This is a genomic window from Frigidibacter sp., assembly GCF_030695035.1.
Lineage (GTDB): Bacteria > Pseudomonadota > Alphaproteobacteria > Rhodobacterales > Rhodobacteraceae > Frigidibacter.
Genome location: NZ_JAUYTT010000008.1, coordinates 359035 through 380166, shown reverse-complemented (window position 1 = coordinate 380166; position 21132 = coordinate 359035). Strand labels below are relative to the sequence as shown.

18 protein-coding genes are annotated in these 21132 nt (G+C 67.8%); 5 read left to right on the top strand and 13 right to left on the bottom strand.

Annotated elements, in window-relative coordinates; all coding sequences use genetic code 11:
• Positions 1–27 precede the first annotated feature (27 nt).
• On the top strand, positions 28–1860 hold the full coding sequence (locus Q8S30_RS06015) for an ABC-F family ATP-binding cassette domain-containing protein (RefSeq protein ID WP_305665128.1): 1833 nt from the start codon (positions 28–30) through the stop codon (positions 1858–1860).
• 179 nt (positions 1861–2039) lie between these two features.
• Positions 2040–2651, top strand: a complete 612-nt coding sequence (locus tag Q8S30_RS06010) for a LysE family translocator (protein WP_305665127.1) — start codon at positions 2040–2042, stop codon at positions 2649–2651.
• 5 nt (positions 2652–2656) lie between these two features.
• On the opposite strand, the gene map is transcribed toward Q8S30_RS06010, so the two are convergent.
• Both map and Q8S30_RS06000 read right to left on the bottom strand, forming a co-directional pair.
• Positions 2657–3403: a type I methionyl aminopeptidase gene (gene map / locus Q8S30_RS06005; protein WP_305665126.1), complete on the bottom strand. Its 747-nt coding sequence runs from the start codon at positions 3401–3403 to the stop codon at positions 2657–2659.
• A 186-nt stretch (positions 3404–3589) separates the two neighbouring features.
• A complete protein-coding gene (locus tag Q8S30_RS06000) occupies positions 3590–5671 on the bottom strand; it encodes a ComEC/Rec2 family competence protein (RefSeq protein WP_371135472.1) in 2082 nt (693 codons plus the stop codon).
• Between the two features lie 194 nt (positions 5672–5865).
• Between Q8S30_RS06000 and gltX the strand changes: the two genes are divergently transcribed.
• Both gltX and Q8S30_RS05990 read left to right on the top strand, forming a co-directional pair.
• Positions 5866–7281 (top strand): glutamate--tRNA ligase, encoded by a 1416-nt coding sequence (gene gltX, locus Q8S30_RS05995; protein ID WP_305665124.1) that lies wholly within the window; start codon positions 5866–5868, stop codon positions 7279–7281.
• A 77-nt stretch (positions 7282–7358) separates the two neighbouring features.
• Positions 7359–8654, top strand: a complete 1296-nt coding sequence (locus Q8S30_RS05990; RefSeq protein ID WP_305665123.1) for a citrate synthase — start codon at positions 7359–7361, stop codon at positions 8652–8654.
• Positions 8655–8760: 106 nt separating this feature from the next.
• Here Q8S30_RS05990 and Q8S30_RS05985 read toward each other — a convergent pair whose 3' ends face one another.
• The 10 genes from Q8S30_RS05985 to Q8S30_RS05940 all read right to left on the bottom strand — a co-directional run bounded on the left by Q8S30_RS05985 (position 8761) and on the right by Q8S30_RS05940 (position 18670).
• Positions 8761–9156, bottom strand: coding sequence for a VOC family protein (locus tag Q8S30_RS05985; RefSeq protein WP_305665122.1), 396 nt, complete (start codon positions 9154–9156; stop codon positions 8761–8763).
• A 15-nt stretch (positions 9157–9171) separates the two neighbouring features.
• Positions 9172–9948, bottom strand: a complete 777-nt coding sequence (locus Q8S30_RS05980) for an enoyl-CoA hydratase-related protein (protein WP_305665121.1) — start codon at positions 9946–9948, stop codon at positions 9172–9174.
• A gap of 66 nt (positions 9949–10014) precedes the next feature.
• A complete protein-coding gene (locus Q8S30_RS05975; RefSeq protein WP_305665120.1) occupies positions 10015–10494 on the bottom strand; it encodes a cytochrome c-type biogenesis protein in 480 nt (159 codons plus the stop codon).
• 5 nt (positions 10495–10499) lie between these two features.
• Positions 10500–12482 (bottom strand): heme lyase CcmF/NrfE family subunit, encoded by a 1983-nt coding sequence (locus Q8S30_RS05970; RefSeq protein WP_305665119.1) that lies wholly within the window; start codon positions 12480–12482, stop codon positions 10500–10502.
• Positions 12483–12629: 147 nt separating this feature from the next.
• Complete coding sequence (locus Q8S30_RS05965; protein WP_305665118.1) at positions 12630–13193, bottom strand: NUDIX hydrolase; 564 nt, start codon at positions 13191–13193, stop codon at positions 12630–12632.
• 133 nt (positions 13194–13326) lie between these two features.
• Positions 13327–14451 (bottom strand): FliM/FliN family flagellar motor switch protein, encoded by a 1125-nt coding sequence (locus tag Q8S30_RS05960; protein WP_305665117.1) that lies wholly within the window; start codon positions 14449–14451, stop codon positions 13327–13329.
• A gap of 103 nt (positions 14452–14554) precedes the next feature.
• A complete protein-coding gene (locus Q8S30_RS05955; RefSeq protein ID WP_371135452.1) occupies positions 14555–17245 on the bottom strand; it encodes an ATP-binding protein in 2691 nt (896 codons plus the stop codon).
• Entirely contained in the window at positions 17245–17544 is a 300-nt protein-coding gene (locus Q8S30_RS05950) for a hypothetical protein (RefSeq protein ID WP_305665116.1), read from the bottom strand. Before Q8S30_RS05950 ends, Q8S30_RS05955 begins: the two co-directional genes overlap by 1 nt.
• Positions 17545–17549: 5 nt before the next feature.
• A complete protein-coding gene (locus tag Q8S30_RS05945) occupies positions 17550–17918 on the bottom strand; it encodes a response regulator transcription factor (RefSeq protein ID WP_305665115.1) in 369 nt (122 codons plus the stop codon).
• A 131-nt stretch (positions 17919–18049) separates the two neighbouring features.
• Positions 18050–18670, bottom strand: a complete 621-nt coding sequence (locus Q8S30_RS05940; RefSeq protein WP_305665669.1) for a TetR family transcriptional regulator C-terminal domain-containing protein — start codon at positions 18668–18670, stop codon at positions 18050–18052.
• Positions 18671–18956: 286 nt separating this feature from the next.
• Between Q8S30_RS05940 and Q8S30_RS05935 the strand changes: the two genes are divergently transcribed.
• Positions 18957–20285: an aspartate aminotransferase family protein gene (locus tag Q8S30_RS05935; protein WP_305665114.1), complete on the top strand. Its 1329-nt coding sequence runs from the start codon at positions 18957–18959 to the stop codon at positions 20283–20285.
• A 333-nt stretch (positions 20286–20618) separates the two neighbouring features.
• Here Q8S30_RS05935 and Q8S30_RS05930 read toward each other — a convergent pair whose 3' ends face one another.
• Entirely contained in the window at positions 20619–20825 is a 207-nt protein-coding gene (locus Q8S30_RS05930) for a cold-shock protein (protein ID WP_066812796.1), read from the bottom strand.
• Positions 20826–21132 lie beyond the last annotated feature (307 nt).

Genomic DNA, 21132 nt, shown 5'->3' with positions numbered 1-21132 from the left:
CCCGCGGCCCCCTGTAGCCCCCGGCGCATGGCACGCATCCCCCTCCTCCAGCTTTCCGGCATCTCGCTCACCTTCGGCGGCGATCCGATTTTCGACGGGCTCGACCTCGTCGTGCAACCCTCTGACCGCGTCGCGCTGGTCGGGCGCAACGGTTCGGGCAAATCCACCCTGATGAAGGTGATGGCCGGGCTGATCGAGCCCGATGCCGGCCTGCGCGTCGTGCCCCCAGGCGTGACCACCGGGTATATGGAGCAGGAGCCGGTGCTGACCGGCTATGCCACCCTTGGCGATTATGCCGCCGAGGGGCTGGACGCGGGCGAGGACTGGCGGGTGGAGGCGGCGGCCGAGGGGCTGAAGTTCCGCCCCGAGGCCGAGGCGTCGAAAGCCAGCGGCGGCGAGCGGCGGCGCGCGGCGCTGGCGCGGCTGCTGGCCCATGCGCCGGAACTCATGCTGCTGGACGAGCCGACCAACCACCTTGATATCGAGGCCATCGCCTGGCTGGAGAAATTCCTGACCGAGACCCGCGCCGGCTATGTCCTGATCAGCCACGACCGCGCCTTCCTGCGCGCGCTGACCAAGGCGACGCTGTGGATCGACCGCGGGCAGGTCCGCCGGCAGGAGCGCGGGTTCAGCGGCTTTGAGGATTGGCGCGAAGAGGTGTGGTCCGCCGAGGACGACGCCCGCCACAAGCTGGACCGCAAGATCAAGGCCGAGGCGCGGTGGGCCGTCGAGGGCATCTCTGCCCGGCGCAAGCGCAACCAGGGGCGCCTGCGCGCCCTGCAGGACATGAAGGCTGACCGCGCCAGCCAGATCCGCCGTCAGGGCACGGCGGCGATGGCGCTGGAGTCGGGCGGCACCTCGGGCAAGATGGTGATCGAGGCCAAAGGCCTTGCTAAGCGCTACGACGACAAGGTGATCCTGACCGGGTTCGACCTGCGCGTGCAGCGTGGCGACCGGGTGGCCTTTGTCGGCCCGAATGGCGTCGGCAAGACCACGCTGCTGAAGATGCTCACCGGCGAGGAGGCGCCCGATGCCGGCACCGTCAAGCTGGGCACCAACCTCGACATCGCCGTCTTCGACCAGGCCCGCGCCACGCTGGACCTGTCGATGACGCTGTGGGACGGGCTGGTGAACGATCCTGACATGCGCGTCTCGGGCCGGGCCGATCAGGTGATGGTGCGCGGCCAGCCCAAGCATGTGATCGCCTATCTCAAGGACTTCCTCTTTGACGAATCGCAGGCGCGGGCCCCGATCGGATCCTTGTCGGGCGGCGAGCGGGCGCGGCTTTTGCTCGCGCGGATCATGGCGCGGCCGTCGAACCTTCTGATCCTCGACGAGCCGACCAACGATCTGGATGTCGAAACGCTGGACCTGCTGCAGGACATCCTCGGCGAATATGACGGCACCGTGCTGCTGGTCAGCCACGACCGCGACTTCATCGACCGGGTGGCGAATACCACCATCGCGATGGAAGGCGACGGGCGCGCCACCGTCTATGCCGGCGGCTGGACCGACTATCAGAGCCAGCGGGCGGAACGGCTGACCAGTGACGGGGCCGAGGCGGCGCAGGCTGCGGCGCCCGCGGCCCGTGCGGCTGTGAAGGCCTCGGACAAGCCGGCGGGCAAAGCCTCGTCTGCGGCGCTGTCCTTCACTGAGAAGCACAGACTCGAGTCCCTGCCGGGCGTCATCGCCAAGCTGGAAGCCGAGATCGCCAAGCTGACGGAATTCCTCGCAGACCCGACCCTGTTTGCCAGCTCGCCGGCCAAGTTCAACAAGGCCAGTGAGGCCTTGGTGGAGCGGCAACAGCAGCTCGCGGCGGCCGAGGAAGAATGGATGGGGCTGGAAGAGCGCGCGGGTTGAGGCCCGCCCTCGCGGAAGCGGGGGCGGCGTAAACGGTGGTGGGAAAAGCGGCAACGCGCCTACCCCTGTGCCGGAATCGGAGCATCTGAGGGAACCTGGGCAGCGCGGCTGATCCGCCCGCTTGCCGGACTAAGGCTGCGCGCCTCATCTTGCGGGCAAACCCCGACAGGATAGCCCCGATGGACCCCGCCACGCTCCTCTCCTTCGCTGCCGCCTTCTTCGTCTTCGCCGCCAGCCCCGGCCCGGACAATATGACCATCATCGCCCGCACAGTCTCGCACGGGGCCGCATCGGGCATCGCCTATGGTGCCGGAACCGTGGCGGGCATCCTGATCTTTCTGGTGCTGGCGGCCTTTGGCCTGTCGGTCATCGCGGCCGAGATGGGCGGGTTGATGACCGTGCTGCGCTATGCCGGGGCGGCTTGGCTGGTCTGGATGGGGGTAAAGCTCTGGACCGCTGAGCCCGTGCTGCCGGAGGTAGGGTCTGTTCCGCGCAAGGGTCTCGGGGCCGTGTTCGCCACTGGGGTCGCGCTGAACCTCGGCAACCCGAAGATGCCGCTGTTCTACCTCGCGCTGCTGCCCAATGTTGTCGGGCCCGCGCTGTCCTGGGTGCAGGTGGCAGAGCTGGCGGCGGTGATCGTGATGGTGGAGGCGCTGGTGATCGGCTTCCATGTGCTGCTGGCGGGCCGGGCGCGGCGGCTGATGCGGACCCCGGCGGCGGTGCGGCGGGTCAACCGCGCCGCGGGCGCCACGATGGTCGGCGCGGGCGTGGCGGTGGCGGTGACGCGGTAGCGCCCTCAGCCTGGAAGCGTGACGATCACAGCGCCGCGATCCGTGGCAACGACGGTATGCTCATACTGCACCACCGGCGCGGCGGGCTTGCTGTAGAGCGTCCAGCCGTCGTCCCCCTCCGTGGCCCAGATCCCGCCCTTGGACAGGAACGGCTCCACCGTCAGCACGAGGCCCCGGTGGATGCGGCGCCTGTCCTGCGTCGGCCAGGTCGGCACCTCCTCGGGATCCTCATGCAGCGCCCGGCCGACGCCGTGGCTGGCGAGGTTGCGGATCAGCGTATAGCCATTGGCCTGCGCGAAGCGGCCAACCGCGTTGCCGATCCCGGCCAGCGGCTTGCCATGCCCGACCTGCGCGATGCCGATCTGCATCGCCCGCTTGCCATCGCGGCAAAGGCGGTCCAGCGAGGGGCGCACCGGGGCCATGCGGAAACTGGCGCCGGTATCGGCGAAATAGCCGGCCTTGCTGGCGGACACGTCGATATTGACCAGATCTCCCGCCTTCAGGATCCGGTCCCCCGGAATGCCATGGGCGATCTCTTCATTGACGCTGATGCAGGTCGCGCCGGGGAAGTCATAAGTTGCCTCGGGCGCCGGGGTGGCCCCCTCCCGCTCCAGCAGCGTGCGGCCGATCCCGTCCAGCTCTCGCGTGGTCATGCCCGGCTCCATCGCCTTAGCCATCGCCTGCATCGTGCGCGCGACGATGGCGCCGATGTGGCGGAGGCTGTCGAGGTCGTCCTGATGGGTGATGGTCATGGCGGGGCTCCGGCTGCTGTTTGTCCGGTGTAGCATGGGCTGGCCGGCGTGTCCCGTGGCGGAGGATAGGGGGGCCGTCGGTCCCATTGCTGACCGAAGCGGGGGCTGTCTGCCCCCCGGAGGCCCGTGCCGGGCCTCTCCCCCCGAGGATATTTTTACAAGGCAAAGGGAAAGAGGCGGTGCCTGTCAACGACGGCTGTTCCAGAGGCGGGTGCCGGAGATATCCTTTGCGGTGACGATGCGCAGCCCGCCCGCCGGATCCGGCCAGATCGCCAGCGAGCCGGAGCGGCGCAGGCGGCGGCGGTCCCAGAGGTCGCAGTCGGGAGGGGCGGTTTGCGAAGCAGATTGCGGGCGTTGTGCGGCGGGGGCGGCCGCCCTGCCCCAGCCCTCCGGCGCATCCCCTGCCAGGATGACGAGTGCGCTATCGGCGCAGGCGCCCGGCAGCGCCTCGGCGGCGGCCTTGCCGGTCAGCTGGCGGATCGGCACGCCGCCGAGCGTCGCCTCGCGCGCCTGTTTGGGGCCGGTGAAGCCCGGCCGCGCCGCCGCCTGATCCTGCAGCGCCATGTCACCATCATCCTCCAGCCAGCTATCCGCGACATAGCCCGCACCCTTGGGCTGCGACAGCGCGCGCCCCTCGGGCCCCATCAGCCCCAGCAACACGCCATCGGCCGAGACCAGCAGCGGCGGGCGCGAAGACCCGGCCCAGAGCACGGCCGCGAGCACCAGCAGACCCGCACCACCCCACCTTGGCGGGCCGCGGGCCAGCACCGCCAGCAACACCCCCGCCGCCATCAGCGCCAGCACGCCGCCCGGCGGGCTTGGCACCGCGACCACGGCACCGTCGAGCCCCGCCACCCAGTCCGACACCCACAGGATCCACAGACACCCGATCTCCATCACCCAGAGCGGCAGGCCGGCAAGCCCCAGCGGCGCCAGCACCGCCGCGATCACCCCCGCCGGCATCACGAGGGTGCCCATTACCGGCACCGCGAGCAGGTTAGCCAAGAGCCCGTATTCCGCCATCCGGTTGAAATGTGCCGCCGCAATCGGCGCCGTGGCGAGGCCAGCCGCCAGCGAGGACAGCAGCAGCGCCGCCACCGGGCGCAGCAGCGCCGGCACATGGCCCTGCACCGATTGCCACGGCCCCCAGGCGAGGATCAGCGCGGCGGTGGCACCAAAGGACATCTGGAACCCCGGCTCGGTCAGACTTTCCGGCTCGCGCAGCAGCAAGATTACCGCCGCCACGGCGATGGAGCGCAGCGAGATCGCCCGCCGGTCCACCAGCACCGCGACCAGCATCACCGCCGCCATCACATAGGCCCGCTCGGTCGCCACATTGGGGCCCGCCAGCCACAGATAAGCGGTGGCGGCCAGCAGCGCGACGCCCGCCGCCAGCTTCTTGACCGGCAGCCGCAGCGCCAGCGCCGGCATCAGCGCCAGGCCATAGCGCAGGGTGGCGAAGACGAAGCCCGCCAGCATCCCCATATGCAGGCCCGAGATCGAGATGATGTGGAAGAGGTTCGAGGCCCGCATCGAGTCGTTGGTGGCAGACGTGATCCCGGAGCGGTCGCCGGTCATCAGCGCCGCGGCGAAGGCGCCCGCCTGCCCTTCGATCCGCGCTTGAATGGCGGTGGAAGCGCGCATCCGCGCCCGATGCGCGGCGACGGCCCAGTCATCCTCGGAGGGCGGCTCCAGCACCAGCATCGGCACGCGGGTATAGCCGACCGCGCCAAGGCCCGAGAACCAGGCGAAGCGCTGGAAATCGAAGCCGCCGGGGGCCGCGGGGCCCTCGGGCGGGGCCAGATGCCCGGTCAGGATCACGGTCAGCCCCGGTTCGGGCGGGGTGTAGCCCTGCTCGCCATGCAGCGCGACGCGCACTTTTGCGGGGGTGCGATGCGGCGGCACGTCGCGCAGCACCACCTGGTCCAGCGTCACCCGCAGATGATCGGCATAGGAGCGGTCGATACCGACGATCCGCCCCTCGATGGGCCCGTAATAGCGGAAGGGCAGCACGGGCTCAGCCACCCCATGCCCGCGCGCGCCGGCCAGCAGGAAGCCCGCCAGCATCAGCGCGAGCGCGGCGGCGGGGATCTGCGCGATCTCGGGCCCCCGCAGCCAGCCGAGCAGCACGGCCAGCAGCGCCAGCAGCGCGGCGGCATAGACCGGCGGTCCCGGTTCGGAGGCCAGCGCGAACCACGGCCCGATGCCGCAGGACAGGCAGACCGGCACCCAGACGAAGAGCCCGCCGCGCGCTGCCGACAGCGCCAGCAACGGCCGGGCGGCCAGTGCGGCAAGCCGTGCTCCGGCACCCGGAAAGCCCTCCTCATAGGGCGCTTCCGGCAAGGCCGATGCCAGTGCCGATCCCGGTGTTGCGATGCGGCCCACCCTTGTTTCCTCGCCTGTCCTTGCCTAGACACCCCTCAAAGGCTAGCCGCCGCATGGTTTCCGAAAGGTTAACACCAATGACCTCGACCCCCTCCACCCCTCCCGTCGTCACCCGCTTCGCGCCCTCGCCCACCGGCTATCTGCATATCGGCGGCGCGCGCACCGCGCTCTTCAACTGGCTCTATGCCCGCGGCCGCGGCGGCAAGTTCCTGCTCCGGATCGAGGATACCGACCGCGAGCGCTCCACCCCCGAAGCCACCGCGGCGATCCTCAAGGGCCTGACCTGGCTGGGCCTTGACTGGGACGGCGAGGCTGTCAGCCAGTTCGGGCGCAAGGACCGCCATGCCGAGGTGGCGCGCGAGATGCTGGCCCGCGGCGCGGCCTACAAGTGCTTCTCGACGCAAGATGAGATCGCCGCTTTCCGCGCGGAGGCGGAGGCCGAAAAACGCTCCACCCTGTTCCAGAGCCCCTGGCGCGATGCCGATCCCGCGACCCACCCCGATGCGCCCTTCGTGATCCGGCTCAAGGCGCCGCGCACCGGCAGCACGGTGATCGCCGATTCCGTGCAGGGCGATGTCACCTTCGGCAATGACCAGCTCGATGACATGGTGATGCTGCGGTCGGACGGGACGCCCACCTATATGCTGGCGGTGGTGGTGGACGATCATGACATGGGCGTCACCCATGTGATCCGCGGCGATGACCATCTGACCAATGCCGCGCGGCAGGTGCAAATCTATCACGGCATGGGCTGGGACGTGCCGGTCTTCGCCCACATCCCGCTGATACACGGGCCGGACGGCAAGAAACTGTCCAAGCGCCACGGCGCGGTCGGGCTCGAGGAATATCAGGCGATGGGCTACCCCGCGGCGGGGATGCGCAACTATCTCGCGCGGCTTGGCTGGAGCCATGGCGATTCCGAATTTTTCAGCGATGCGGAAGCCCGCGAATGGTTCGACCTGTCCGGCATCGGCCGGGCCCCGGCGCGGCTCGACTTCAAGAAGCTGGAGAACCTTTGCGGCCAGCACATTGCCGTTGCGGAAGATGCTGCACTGCAGGCAGAGATCGAGGCCTATCTGGAGGCCGCGGGCCTGCCGGGCCTCGATGCGGCGCAGCGCACAGGGCTTGTGCGCGCCATGTATTGCCTGAAGGAACGCGCCAAGACCTTCCCGGAATTGCTGGAAAAGGCCCATTTCGTGCTGGGATCTCGGCCCTTCGAGCCCGACGCCGCAGCTGCGAAGGCGCTTGATACCGTATCCCGCGGTATACTGACAGAATTGACGCCGCAGCTGCAAAATGCTAGCTGGACGCGTGAGGCGTTGGAGGCCAAAGTGGCCGAAACCGCCGCCGCTCACGGCATTGGACTGGGCAAGATCGCAGGTCCGCTGCGCGCGGCTCTGGCGGGACGGACAGTCACCCCCAGCGTCTTCGACATGATGCTTGTCATCGGTCAGGACGAGACTGTAGCGCGCCTGTCCGACGCGACGCGCTGAGGCCCGCGCCCTGGCCTCGGAGTTTTTGCGGCAGGCCCCGGCTTGGGCCCAGTCCGCCCATGAGGAGAGGGATTGAGATGGCAGAAACCAAGAGAACGGCGACGCTGAACATCGACGGTCAGACCTATGACCTGCCGGTGATGTCGCCCACCGTCGGCCCCGATGTGCTGGATATCCGCAAGCTCTATGGCCAGGCGGATGTGTTCACCTACGACCCCGGCTTCACCTCGACCGCGTCCTGCGAATCCACGATCACCTATATCGACGGCGACAAGGGCGAGCTTCTCTATCGCGGCTACCCGATCGAGCAGCTGGCCGATCAGTCGCATTTCCTCGAGGTCTGCTACCTGCTGCTCTACGGCGAGCTTCCCGATGCCAAGCAGATGGCCGATTTCGAGATCCGCGTCACGCGCCACACGATGGTGCATGAGCAGATGCACAACTTCTTCCGCGGCTTCCGCCGCGACGCGCATCCGATGGCGACGATGGTGGGCGTGGTCGGCGCAATGTCGGCCTTCTACCATGACAGCACCGATATCGGCGATCCCTGGCAGCGCGAGGTCGCCTCGATCCGCCTGATCGCCAAGCTGCCGACCATCGCCGCGATGGCCTACAAGTATTCGATCGGCCAGCCCTTCGTGTACCCCAAGAACAGCCTCGATTACGCGGGCAACTTCCTGCACATGTGCTTCTCGGTTCCGGCCGAGGAGTATGTGGTGAACCCGGTCCTGTCCAAGGCGATGGACCGGATCATGATGCTCCATGCCGATCATGAGCAGAACGCCTCCACCTCGACCGTGCGTCTGGCGGGCTCCTCGGGCGCCAACCCCTTCGCCTGTATCGCGGCCGGCATCGCCTGCCTCTGGGGCCCGGCGCATGGCGGTGCGAACCAGGCCTGCCTGGAAATGCTCAAGGAAATCGGTACTGTCGACCGCATCCCGGAATTCGTCGCCAAGGCGAAGGACAAGGACTCGGGCTTCCGCCTGATGGGCTTTGGCCACCGCGTCTACAAGAACTTCGACCCGCGCGCGACGGTGATGAAGGAAAGCGCCGACGAGGTGCTGGAGCTTCTGGGCGTGGGCAACAACCCGCTGCTGCAGGTCGCCAAGGAGCTGGAGCGGATCGCGCTGGAAGACGAGTATTTCATCTCGAAGAAGCTCTACCCGAACGTCGATTTCTACTCGGGCATCATCCTCGAGGCGATGGGCTTCCCGACCTCGATGTTCACCCCGATCTTCGCGCTGTCGCGCACCGTGGGCTGGATCAGCCAGTGGAAAGAGATGATCGGCGACCCGCAGATGAAGATCGGCCGCCCGCGCCAGCTCTATGTCGGCGCGCCGCGCCGGGACTATCCCGAGCTGGAAACGCGCTGAGGCATCTGCCAAGTCTGGAAATGAGAGCGGCCGCCCTGAGGGGCGGCCGTTTTGCTTTGTCCACGCGGCGGACAGGCGCAGCCCTCTGATTGTGCCTGACGGACGGTTACAGATACCGCCCCCCGCGCTGCAGCACCTCGATCTGGTAACCGTCCGGGTCCGCGACGAAGAAGAACCGCGCGATCACCTCGCCGCCCGGCGCGAACTCCACCAGCTTGCGCGGCGCCAGCCCCGCAGCCTCCATCCGCGCGTGCTCGGCCGCAAGATCCGCCACCGACACCGCCAGATGCCCATAGCCATCACCAAGCGCATAGGGCTCCACCCGGTCCTTGTTCACCGTCAGCTCCAGCTCGAAGCCGGTTTCGGCGTTGCTCAGATAGACCAGCGTGAAGGTCTCGAAATCCAGCCGCTCGGCGACGGTCAGCCCGAAACCCGCCTCGTAGAAGGCGAGGGATCGCGCCTCGTCCAGAACCCGGATCATGCTGTGGATCGCCTTGGCCATGTCTCGCTCCTTGTCTCAGCGCCCCTTGAACGCCGGGGCTCGCTTTTGTAGGAAGGCCGCCACGCCCTCCAGGAAATCGGCCGTGCGCCCGCATTCTCCCTGCAACCGCGCCTCCAGCGCCAGCTGCTCGTCGAGGCTCAGGTCCGAGGCTGCGCGCAGCGCCTGCTTGATGCCCCGATAGGCGACCCCCGGCCCCGAGGCAAGCTGCGCCGCGCGCGCGCGCCAGACCGCCTCGAACTGCGGCTCGGGCACCGCCTCCCAGATCATGCCCCAGTCGGCGGCCTTGCGCGCCGGCACGCCTTCGGCGAACAGCATCGCGCCCATGGCGCGGGCAAAGCCCACCTGACGCGGCAGCCAATGGGTGCCGCCCGCATCCGGCATCAGCCCGATCCGGGTAAAGGCCTGCAGGAAGACGGCACTTTCCGACGCAATCACCACATCGCAGCCAAGCGCAAGGTTGGCCCCTGCCCCGGCCGCGGCCCCGTTCACCGCGGCGATGGTCGGCACCGGGCAGCCGGTGATCGCGGCCAGCATCGGTTCATATTCGCCCTTCAGCACGCCCTCGAAATCCAGCTTTGACGGATCGCCGACACTGGCCAGATCCTGACCCGAGCAGAAGGCCCGCCCCGCGCCCGTCAGCACGATCACGCGGGCGGTCTGCGCCAGCGCTTCGAAGGCGGCGCGGATCTCTGTCCGCATCACGCTGTTCAGCGCGTTCATCACCTCGGGCCGGTTCAGCGTGACAATGCCGATGCCGCCCTCTTCGGTGCAGGTGATGGTCTGGTAGTCCATGGCGGTTCCTCCCTCGCTTTGCGGCAGCTTACCCGCGCGGAAGGATTGGCACAGCAGAACGGCGCGTCACTTGTTCAGGATTTCATCCAACCGGCGCTGTTCGGCGGCATCCAGCGCCTCGACCGGAGCCTCGGATCCCGGGCGGCGGCCGCGCAGGAACGAAAACCCGATCCCCAGCCCCGCCAGCAACATCACCGGCCCCGCCAGCCACAGGATCAGGTTGCCGCCGCTGGCATCGGGCTGGAACAGCACATATTCGCCATAGCGGTCGGTGATATAGTCCAGCACATCGCTGTCGCTGTCGCCGGCCACCAGCCGCTCGCGCACCAGAATGCGCAGGTCGCGCGAGACCTCGGCATTCGATTCGTCGATGTTTTCCGACTGGCAGACCGGGCAGCGCAGCACCTTGGACAGCTCGCGCGCCCGCGATTCAAGCACCGGGTCGGCCAGCACCTCATCGGGTTGCACCGCATAGGCCGGGGCCGCCACAATCGAGGTAAATATCGGCGCCATAAGCAGCGCCAGGATCAGCATCAGGCGTTTCATCTGCCTCACTCCGCCGGGGTGGCTTGCAGGGCCGCGGTCTTGCGCGCGCCGGCCGCCACGCGGTAGCGCCGGTCCGACAGGCTGAGGAACCCGCCAAGCGCCATCAGCGCCGAGCCGGCCCAGATCCAGCTGGTGAAGGGCTTGATATAGGTCCGCACCGCCCAACCGCCGCTGTCCTGCGCGTCGCCGATCACCAGATAGACGTCGCGGAACAGCCCGTTGTCGATATCGGCCTCGGTCGTCGGCATCGCCTGTACCGGATAGACGCGCTTTTCGGGATGCAGCACCGCCTCGACCTTGCCGCCGCGCCGCACCGTCAGCGTGGCTTGGGTCGAGCTGTAGTTCGGCCCCTGCAGGTCCTCCACGGCATCGAGCGTGATCTCATACCCCGCCACCTCAAAGGGTGCGCCGATCTGCGCCACGCGGATATCCTCGATCTCGCCAGCCGTCAGCATCGCGACGCCCAGCATGGTGACGCCGAACCCGGCATGGGCCGTGGCCTTGCCCCAATCGGCCCGCGGAAGGCGCGCCAGACGGCCGAAGCGCGCCGAAACCCCTTGCCGCGCCTGCCCGGTCCGCGTCCACAGATCGACCGCGGCCCCGGCCACCAGCCAGGTGCCAAGCGCCGCGCCGATCGGCCCCACCGCCGTGCGGCTGGTGCCCACCGCATAGGCCAGCAGCCCCGCCGCCACCGCCAGCGCCAGCGCGCCGCGCAGCGGCCAGGCGGCCTTGGCGATGCTGCCGCGCTTCCAGGGCAGCATCGCCCCCACCGGCAGCACGATGGCCAGCAGCACCATGAACGGCGTGAAGGCCATGTCGAAGAACGGCGCCCCGACCGACAGCTTGCGCCCCCAGGCCATTTCCGCCACCAGCGGCCAGATCGTGCCCACGAACACCACCAGCGCCGAGACCGCCAGCAAGATGTTGTTCACCACCAGCCCCGACTCGCGGCTGACCATCCCGAACACGCCCTTGGCCTGCATCGCCCCGGCCCGCGCCGCATAAAGCGTCAGCGCGCCGCCGAGGAAGACGCCGAGGATCATCAGGATGAACACCCCCCGCTCGGGGTCATTGGCAAAGGCATGGACCGAGGTGATGACGCCCGAGCGCACCAGAAACGTCCCGATCAGCGAGAAGCCGAAGGCCATGATCGCCAGCAGGATCGTCCAGCTTTTCAGCGCCTCGCGCTTTTCCACCACGATGGCAGAATGCAGCAGCGCACCGGCCAGCAGCCAGGGCATGAAGCTGGCATTCTCGACCGGGTCCCAGAACCAGAACCCGCCCCAGCCAAGCTCGTAATAGGCCCACCACGACCCAAGCGCGATGCCGATGGTCAGGAACACCCAGGCCGCCAGCGTCCAGGGCCGCACCCAGCGGGCCCAGGCGGCATCGACCCGCCCCTCGATCAGGGCCGCCACCGCAAAGCTGAACGCCATGCTCAGCCCGACATAGCCGAGGTAGAGGAAGGGCGGATGGAAGGCGAGCCCCGGGTCCTGCAGCAGCGGGTTCAGGTCCTTGCCGTTGAAGGGCGGCGAGGCCAGTCGCGCGAAAGGGTTCGAGGTGAAGAGGATGAAGGCCAGAAACGCCACCCCGATCATCCCCTGCACCGCCAGCACCCGCGACCGCAGCCGCGGCGGCAACTGCCCGCCGAACCAGCCCGCCGAGGCCCCGAACAGCGCCAGGATCAGCACCCAGAGCAGCATAGAGCCCTCATGGTTCCCCCAGACGCCGGACACCTTGTAGAGCATCGGCTTGTCGGTATGCGAGTTGGCCCAGACCACCTGCAGCGAGAAATCCGAGGTGACGAAGGCCTGCGTCAGCGCCGCGAAGGAAAACGCGATCAACGCAAATTGAACGGTCGCGGCCGGCGCGGCAACCGCCATCCACCCGCCCCAGCCCTTCTGCGCCCCGACCAGAGGCACGGTCGATTGCAAGATCGCCACGGCAAACGCCAGTATCAGGGCGAAATGGCCCAGTTCGGTGATCATGCGGGGAACCTCCTCAGGTCTGCAGAGCTCCGATCATAGAGCCTGCCGCCGCCGGGGCCAAGGAGGATGCGCGCACGTGTCGCGTGGGGGGGCATCGGCGGCGCGGCCCCCTCTACATTCCGGTCATATCCTCGCATGATCTCCCGCTCAGCGACGGAGCGACGCCTGCCCTGCCCGATAACTCTTGTCCAGCTTGCCCATGAAGCGAAGGAGGTTCGGCTCCATCCGATCAAGCGGCAGGGCGTCACGGTGAAACCAACGGACCTCGTGAAACTCCGAATGGTCAAAGTCGAGCGGCTGACCCCGGCATCCCTTCAACACGAACCAAAGGGACACATCGACATGGCCGGCCGTCAGTCCAACAGTCTCCGTCACCGTGAGGAAGATCGGGTATGGGACCAGAAAATCGGCGGGAATGCCAAGCTCTTCGTGCACCTCACGCTCGACCGTCTGCCTCGGGGTCTCGCCGGCCTCGACATGCCCGCCGGGCGGCAGCCACAGTTTCGCGTTGATATGGTCAACCAGAAGAATCCAGTCGCCATCGATCAGGGCAAAGTACGATACAAGATGCCTTGGTGGGGTGGCGGGTTTCCTGCGCCGGATCAGTTCGGCTCCGCTGTCGATCCAGTCGATGGAGCTGCGGATCTGTTGCTCCTCGATTGCATCGAGGGGCTCGATCGACTGAAGTTCGGCCCGAACCTTGATGCGCACCGGGTTGCCCTTTGCTGCCGTGTTCCCTCTATGTTCAGGCGGCGCCGGACTGCGGTCAACCTTTATCTGGATCGCGACCGCCTCTGACGGCTGTCCGGCAGGTGCCCTGTGCAAGAGTTCAAACGCACCCCCCCTACATCCCCCCCATCCGCAACGGCGGCAGTTCCCCCGCCTCGCCCTCCCCAAGCGCATCCAGCCCGAACCCGCCCATGTCCATCGTCGCCAGATCCGCCATCGGCATCATCGGCATCACCGCATCCTCATCCTCCACCGGATCGTCCCAGCTGGGCGCCGCGTCACTGCCCCATCCCGTCGCGTCGACCGCCAGCGCGCTGCCCGCACCCGCGGCAGGCGCGCGCTCTTCCCCCTCCTCTACCAGCCGCACCGCGCGGAACCCCCGGTTCTGGCCCAGCCTCGCGCGGGCCAGCAGCCTGCCGCCGGGGCCCTCCAGCCGCAGCTGTTCCAGCGTGTCCTCGGCCAGCGGCAGGGTCGCGCCGGGGCGCAGCGCAAGGATGGCGCCGACGGGCAGGGTCAGGCGGGCCAGCACCGCCTCCACCTGCCCTGTCGCGGACATCACCGCCTGTTCCAGCCGCTCCGGCCAGCCCGCGGGCTGCGAGGCCTCGCCTTCCACCCGGCCCACCACGGCCTCCACAAATCTTCCCCGCCCCTCGGCGGGCAGCGCCAGCAGCACCCCGCCCTCGCGCGCGGCGCTGCCCACGCCAATGTCCAGCACCAGCCGGAACACCCGGTAGCCGGTATCCTCGAGGATCAGCGGCAGCGTCCTCGGATCGTCAAGGAACGAGCCATAGCGGAAGCCTCCCGCCCAGATCAGTGCCGGATCGCCCACCAGCGCCGCCTCGAAGCTGGCCAGCGCGGCGTCGATGATATCGGCGGAGATCGCGGCATCGGTGCGGGTGGGGCGGCGCGGCGCGGGCGGGCTTGCCGACATCCGGCCCATCATCCGCATTTCCAGCAGCGACGACAGCACCGGGGGCGAGAGCACCATCAGCCCCAGCGCCTCGGCGGGCCCTTCCAGCACCGCCAGCAGCGCCCGGTCCTCCAGCGCCTCGGGCAGGTCGGCCAGCGTCATCCGGGTCTCGGTGATCGAGGCCACCTTCAGCGGCAGCTCCAGCAGCTCCTGCGCGGCGCGGGCAAAAGCCTGGCCGAGCGCCTTCTCGGGCGTCATCGGCGAGGTGGCGGGCGCGCGGCGCCCCGCCCCGGCCTTGCGGCGCATCACCGTCTGCGTCCCTGCCGTCATCCCTGCGGTTCCTGCCAATCCCTCCGCCCCGGGTTCGCGGGCCGTCAGGCCCATCTGTGGCAGATCAGCGTTACCAAGAGGTTAGCGCCGCCGCCTCGGCCGCTCAGGCCGCCTCGCGCTGCCGCCGGGCGGGCAGCGCCACCCTGAACGCCGCGCCGCCCTGCCCCGGAACATAGGTGATGGTGCCGCCCAGATTGGCCATGATCTCGCGGCAGATCGCCAGCCCCAGCCCGGCCCCGCCGGCGCGGGTGGTATCGGTCAGCCGCGCGAATTTCTCGAAGACCAGCGATTGTGATCCCGCGGGGATGCCGCTGCCATTGTCGATGAAATCCACCTCGATCTGCCCGCCGCGCCGCCGCACCTTGATCGTCAGCTCGGGCCGCGCCGCATCGCAATACTTCCGCGCGTTGGAGATGAGGTTGATGAACACCTGCACCAGCCGGTCAGTATCGGTGAAGATCGGCATATGCTCGGTCGGGAGGTCGCGGTGGATCACGAAGCGCCGTTCCGCCCGCGTCTGCCCCGCCGCCTGCAGGGCCCGGTCGATCAGGTCATGCAGGTTCGCGACCTGCACGTTCAGCTGCACGCGGCCATTCTCCAGCACCGACAGGTCCAGCAGGTCATCGAGCAGCCGGGTCAGCCGGATCGTCTCATCATGGATGATCTCGGCATAGCGCGCCTGATCGGGGCCTTCGAGCCCGCCCTCCATCAGGATCTCGGAAAACGCCCGGATCGAGGTCATCGGGGTGCGCAGTTCATGGCTGATCTGGCTGAGGAACGCGTCCTTCTGCACCGACAGCGCCTGCAGCTTCTCGTTCGCCTCGCTCAGCGCGCGGGCGGTGCGGGCCAGCTCCTCGGATTTCGCCTCCAGCTGGCTGGAGTACTCCATGATCTGCTGCGCCTCGTTGGCGACCGCCATCAGGTCCTGCACCGAGACCGCCGCCCCGGCCGCGAATTGCGCGATCATAGCATGGGCCGTCGCGGCCCCCACCGACCCGGCCAGCCGCCGCTCCAGCGCGGCAAAGAACTCCGGCGTGGTGTCGGGCAGGAACCCGGCCTTGCCCTGTGCCGCCGCCTGCGCCTGAAAGAAGCCCTGCGCCTCGTCTGCGCCCAGGATACCCTGCGCCATCGCCAGCAGATCCTCGGCCTCGGCCCCGCCGCGCGACCAGCCGCGGGTCGGTCCCGAATGGTCGAAGACATTGACGAAGGCCACGCCCTGCAACCGCTCCATCGGCCCCGGGAAGGTCAGCAGCGACACCGCGCAGAACAGCGCCGTGTTCAGCGACAGCGACCAGAACAGCGCGTGCAGCAGCGGATCGATCCCGCCGATCCCGAACAGCGCCTGCGGGCGCAACCAGCCGATCCCCAGCGGACCCTGCAGCATCAGCTCGGTCCCGAACAGCCCGCCCGCCCCGAAAGACGGCAGGAACAGCGCATAAAGCCAGATAGCGAACCCGGTCAGCAGCCCCGCCGCCGCCCCGATCCGCGTCGCCCCGCGCCAGAACAGGCCCCCCAGCATCGCCGGCAGGATCTGCGCCACGCCGACAAAGCTGATGAGGCCAATCGCCGCCAGCGCCGAAGACCCGCCCGACAGCGCGAAATAGGCATAGCCAAGCGCCAGCACCCCGGCGATCGACAGCCGCCGCGCATTCAGCACCAGCCCGCGCACATCGCCCGCCCCGCGCGCCCCGCCGGTGCGGAACCGCAGCCACAGCGGCATCACGATATGGTTCGACACCATCGTCGCCAGCGCAATCGCTTCGACAATCACCATCGACGTGGCAGAGGAGAAGCCCCCCAGAAAGGCCAGCATCGCCAGCCCGCCCTGATCGAAGGCCAGCGGCAGCGTCAGCACGAAGAGGTCGGGGTTCGACCCCGCGGGCAGCACCGCAAGCCCCACCACGGCAATCGGCACCACGAAGAGGCTCATGGCGAACAGGTACAGCGGAAAGGCCCAGCTTGCGGTGGCCATGTGCCGCTCATCGGCGTTCTCGACCACCATCACCTGAAACATCCGCGGCAGCGTCAGGATCGCGGCGCCGGCCAGGAAGGTCAGCCCCGCCCACCGGCCCGGCTGCATCTGCCAATCGGCAATGTCCGAGGCCTCGATCCGCGACAGGATATCCGCAGGCCCCGAGGCCACCACCCAGACGGTGAACACCCCCACCGCCAGCAATGCGACCAGCTTCACCACCGCCTCCAGCGCGATGGCGGTGACGACGCCGTTATGCCGCTCATTCGCGTCGAGGTTGCGGGTGCCGAACAGGATGGTGAACAGCGTGAGCCCCGCCGCCACCCACAGCGCCGTTGAATTGCTGTCGCGCAGTGCCCAGCCTTCCGGCACCGGCCCGGCGAACACGTTGAAGGACAGCGTCACCGATTGCAGCTGCAGCGCGATATAGGGCGTCGCCGCCACCACGCAGATCAGCGTGACAATCACCCCCAAGAGGTTCGACTTGCCGAAGCGCGAGGAAATCAGGTCGGCAATCGAGGTCACCCGCTGCGTGCGCCCGATCCGCACCAGCTTGCGCAGCACCCACCACCAGCCGATCAGCACCAGCGTCGGGCCCAGGTAGATGGTGACGAACTCCAGCCCCGACCGCGCCGCATAGCCAACGGCGCCATAGAAGGTCCAGGCGGTGCAGTAGATCGACAGCGACAGCGTGTAGACCACCGGGGATCGCAGCCATTTCACCCGGCCAAGCCGCGCCTGCTGCTCGGCCCAGAAGGCCACAAGGAACAGCAAGATCACATAGATCAGGCAGGCCGCGACCAGCAGGTTGAAGGGCACCATCAGCGCCGCTCCGCGCCGGGGCCGCGCAGATGCTCGGGGGTGTCGCCCGCCTCATCCTCCAGCGCCGGCGACAGGCGCCGCGCCAGAACCGCCGCGGCGATGATCAGCAGCGCCCAGACGGTGAACAGATACACGACACCCGAGGCCGTCTCGCCCCCCGGCGTTTCCGCCGGCCGCCACAGGATCGGCAGCGCGACAAGGAAGCCGCCCACCACCGGCAGCATCCGTGCCGCATCCATCACCCGCCGCCGCCGATAGCTGCGGCGCGCAAGGAACAGCGGCGTGCTGCGCGTCGGCATCGGGGTTACAGCCCCGCCAGTTCGCGCACCGTCGCCAGCACCTCGGCATTGGCGAAGGGCTTGCTCAGGAAGCGGTCGGCCCCCGCCTGCTCGGCAGCATCGCGGGCGCGGCCCTGTCCCTTGGCGGTCAGCATCAGCACCGGCAGCGCCTGCAGCCCCGGATCGGCGCGCAGATCGGCGAGGATGTCAAAGCCGGACCGCCCCGGCAGCATCACATCCAGCACCAGCACATCGGGAACGCTCGCGCGGATCGCGGTCAGCGCGGTTTCCCCATCGGAATGCGTCGCCACCGCCCAGCCATCGCGCGCCAGGATGAACCGGATCGCCTCGATGATGTTCGGCTCGTCCTCGATCAGCAATACGCGCTTGTCCATGGATGCAGGCTCCCCCTTCCCGCAGGTGACGCTTTGGTCCGTCTTTGCCGTCCCGTTCCCATCCCCCGGGGCGACTATCGCGCGAAAGCGGCGCCGGTGTCAAAAGCAACAATCGTTCTCATGGGGGATGCTCACGGCGCCAGCAACCGCCCGAACAGCGTGTCCAGAAACTTCCCCGCCTCGGGGAACGGATCCTCCCCCTCTGGCCCCAGCACGGCGCGCACCTGCATGTCGAAATCGGCGTAATGCTGGGTCAGCGCCCAGATCGAGAAGATCAGGTGATGCGGATGAACGCCCGCGATCTTGCCCGCCTGCTGCCAGCCGCGGATCACTGCGGCCTTCTCGTCGACCAGATCCTTCAGCTCGCCCTCGATGGCCGCGCGCATCCGCGGCGCGCCCTGCAGGATCTCATTGGCGAAAAGCCGGCTTTCGCGCGGGTAATCCCGCGCCATCTGCAGCTTGCGCCGGACATAGGCCATGATCTCGGCCTCGGGCTCGCCCTCCGGGTCCATCTCGCGCAGCGGGTCGAGCCAGGTGTCCATCAGCCCCGATAACAGCTCCACATGGATCGCTTCCTTGGAGGCGAAGTAATAGAGCAGGTTGGGCTTGGACAGCCCCGCCACCTCGGCGATCTGGTCCAGAGTCGCGCCGCGGAAGCCCTGCGCCGAGAACACCTCCAGCGCGGCATCGAGGATGGCCCCGGTATTGCGGCGCTGGATACGGGTGCGCGGGCGCGCGCCGCCGTCCTGCAGCGCCTCATCCTCCGGTTCCGGTTCTGCTGCGAACTCGTTCACCCTCGTCTCCCCCTGCAGGCGGGCGCGGCCTCCCGCCGCTTTGCCCCCGCTTTTGTGCGCCGCGGTTTATGACAGCCCTTGACAGGGTGCAATGCCGGGTTTTCCCTCTCCGGAACAGGCCGGGCTGCCAAGGCCCCGTTCTTGACGTGCCCTGCCCCTCTGATAGCCTGTCCTTGACCAAAGGGTCAAAGATTTCTGCCAACATCGGCCCCGGGCGCCAAGCCCCGGCGCCAAGGAGAGCCCCATGGCGCTGGACCGCAACACCGCCCCGAATGACCTCAACGCCTTCTGGATGCCCTTCACCTCGAACCGGCAGTTCAAGAAGAACCCGCGGATGTTCGTCGGCGCGAAAGACATGCATTACACCACCGCCGATGGCCGCCAGGTGCTGGACGGCACCGCGGGCCTGTGGTGCTGCAACGCGGGCCATTGCCGCCCGCTGATCACCGAGGCGATCACCCGGCAAGCCGGCGAGATGGACTATGCCCCCGCCTTCCAGATGGGGCATCCCTCGGCGTTCGAACTGGCGAACCGGCTGGTCGAGATTGCGCCGGCCGGAATGGAGCATGTATTCTACTGTAACTCAGGGTCAGAAGCCGTTGATACCGCACTGAAAATCGCCATCGCCTATCACCGCGTCCGCGGCGAGGGCACCCGCACCAGGCTTATCGGCCGCGAGCGGGGGTATCACGGGGTCGGTTTCGGTGGGATCTCCGTTGGCGGAATTGTCAACAATCGCAAGTACTTCGGGGCGCTTCTTAATGGAGTGGACCACCTTCCCCACACCCACCTTCCGGCGCAAAACGCCTTCGTCAAAGGCCAGCCCGAACACGGCTCCTATCTGGCGGAAGAGCTGGAACGCATCGTCGCCTTGCATGGTCCCGAAACCATTGCCGCGGTGATCGTCGAGCCGATGGCGGGGTCCACCGGCGTCTTGATGCCGCCGAAGGGTTATCTGGAAAAACTGCGTGAAATCAGCAGCAAGCACGGCATTCTTCTGATCTTTGATGAAGTCATCACCGGCTTTGGCCGCCTCGGCGCGCCTTTTGCCAGCCAATTCTTCAACGTCGTCCCCGACATGATCACCTGCGCCAAGGGTCTGACCAATGGCGTGATCCCGATGGGCGCGGTGCTGACCACTGCCGGCGTGCACGATGCCTTCATGCAGGGCCCGGAACAGGCGATCGAGCTGTTCCACGGCTATACCTATTCCGGCAACCCGATCGCCAGCGCCGCCGGCATCGCCACGCTGCAAACCTACAAGGAAGAGCGGCTGTTCGAACGCGCGGCGGAACTCGCCCCCTACTGGGAAGAAGCAATCCACAGCCTGGCCGGCAAGCCGCATGTGATCGACATCCGCAACATGGGCCTGATCGGCGCGGTCGAGCTGCAGCCGATCCCGGGCGAGCCGACCAAGCGGGCGTTCAACGCGTTCCTCAAGGCCTATGAGAAGGGCATCCTGATCCGCACCACCGGCGACATCATCGCCATGTCGCCGCCGCTGATCATCTCCAAGCCGGAAATCGACACGCTGATCGGCACGCTGGGTGAGGTGCTGGACTCGCTCGACTGAAACGCAAAAGGCGCGCGGGTGTGCCCGCGCGCCTTTGAGATTACTTGCCGGTCTTGGTCGAGACCGGCTTGTGCGGCGGGCGCGAGGCGCCTGCGGCCGCACCGGGGCCCTTGTTGCTCTGGTTCTGCTTCGGCACCGGCGGTTGCTTGCTGGACATGGTGTTCTCCTTCACATCGGCCTTGGCCGAGGTCTTGATGTGGGCTGCATCTGGCGAAAGCACAAGCCTTCGCGCCAACGCGCCGCACAAACGAAAACGGAGACGGCCGTAGCCGTCTCCGTTAAAATTCTTGTCCGGCCTGCCGCCTTGTTCAGGCAGCGCAGCCGGTGCGAAGCTTACGCCAGCGCGAGGTTCATCGCCGATTCGCGACCGTCACGGCCGGATTCGATGTCGAAGGTCACAGCCTGGCCTTCGTCGAGCTGACGGATGCCAGCGCGTTCCAGAGCCGAAACGTGCACGAACACGTCACGGTTGCCATTCGCCGGAGCGATAAAGCCGAAACCTTTGGTTGCATTGAACCACTTCACGGTGCCATTGGCCATCGTGATATCTCCTAGTATCTAGTGCGCCACCCGCAGAGTGCGGTGGCTTGGCTCAGTCACATCACAATCGAAAACTGAAGCCGTTAGGAGACAGAAGGTCGAAGAGATAGCGTTTCGCCTGACCTATATGACGGGTTCGGGCCGCGAATACAACCCCTCGCCCGAAGAAAGACCCGGGGGCGTTCAGCCGCTGCCCCGAACCCTGCGGGATGCCGCGAAGAAGAGCCGCGAAATCCCGCAGTTCGAAAACACGCCAGTGAGGGATTGCTGCCCTTTGCGCGGCGCGGTGACGCGGCTGCCCGGTCCC

What these genes read in the sequence shown, in the direction of transcription:
- Q8S30_RS06015 (WP_305665128.1), top strand. Translation starts at nt 28, where the DNA reads ATGGCACGCATCCCCCTCCTCCAGCTTTCCGGCATCTCGCTCACCTTC.
- Q8S30_RS06010 (WP_305665127.1), top strand. Translation starts at nt 2,040, where the DNA reads ATGGACCCCGCCACGCTCCTCTCCTTCGCTGCCGCCTTCTTCGTCTTC.
- map (WP_305665126.1), bottom strand. Translation starts at nt 3,403, where the DNA reads ATGACCATCACCCATCAGGACGACCTCGACAGCCTCCGCCACATCGGC.
- gltX (WP_305665124.1), top strand. Translation starts at nt 5,866, where the DNA reads ATGACCTCGACCCCCTCCACCCCTCCCGTCGTCACCCGCTTCGCGCCC.
- Q8S30_RS05990 (WP_305665123.1), top strand. Translation starts at nt 7,359, where the DNA reads ATGGCAGAAACCAAGAGAACGGCGACGCTGAACATCGACGGTCAGACC.
- Q8S30_RS05985 (WP_305665122.1), bottom strand. Translation starts at nt 9,156, where the DNA reads ATGGCCAAGGCGATCCACAGCATGATCCGGGTTCTGGACGAGGCGCGA.
- Q8S30_RS05980 (WP_305665121.1), bottom strand. Translation starts at nt 9,948, where the DNA reads ATGGACTACCAGACCATCACCTGCACCGAAGAGGGCGGCATCGGCATT.
- Q8S30_RS05975 (WP_305665120.1), bottom strand. Translation starts at nt 10,494, where the DNA reads ATGAAACGCCTGATGCTGATCCTGGCGCTGCTTATGGCGCCGATATTT.
- Q8S30_RS05970 (WP_305665119.1), bottom strand. Translation starts at nt 12,482, where the DNA reads ATGATCACCGAACTGGGCCATTTCGCCCTGATACTGGCGTTTGCCGTG.
- Q8S30_RS05960 (WP_305665117.1), bottom strand. Translation starts at nt 14,451, where the DNA reads ATGACGGCAGGGACGCAGACGGTGATGCGCCGCAAGGCCGGGGCGGGG.
- Q8S30_RS05955 (WP_371135452.1), bottom strand. Translation starts at nt 17,245, where the DNA reads ATGGTGCCCTTCAACCTGCTGGTCGCGGCCTGCCTGATCTATGTGATC.
- Q8S30_RS05950 (WP_305665116.1), bottom strand. Translation starts at nt 17,544, where the DNA reads ATGCCGACGCGCAGCACGCCGCTGTTCCTTGCGCGCCGCAGCTATCGG.
- Q8S30_RS05945 (WP_305665115.1), bottom strand. Translation starts at nt 17,918, where the DNA reads ATGGACAAGCGCGTATTGCTGATCGAGGACGAGCCGAACATCATCGAG.
- Q8S30_RS05935 (WP_305665114.1), top strand. Translation starts at nt 18,957, where the DNA reads ATGGCGCTGGACCGCAACACCGCCCCGAATGACCTCAACGCCTTCTGG.
- Q8S30_RS05930 (WP_066812796.1), bottom strand. Translation starts at nt 20,825, where the DNA reads ATGGCCAATGGCACCGTGAAGTGGTTCAATGCAACCAAAGGTTTCGGC.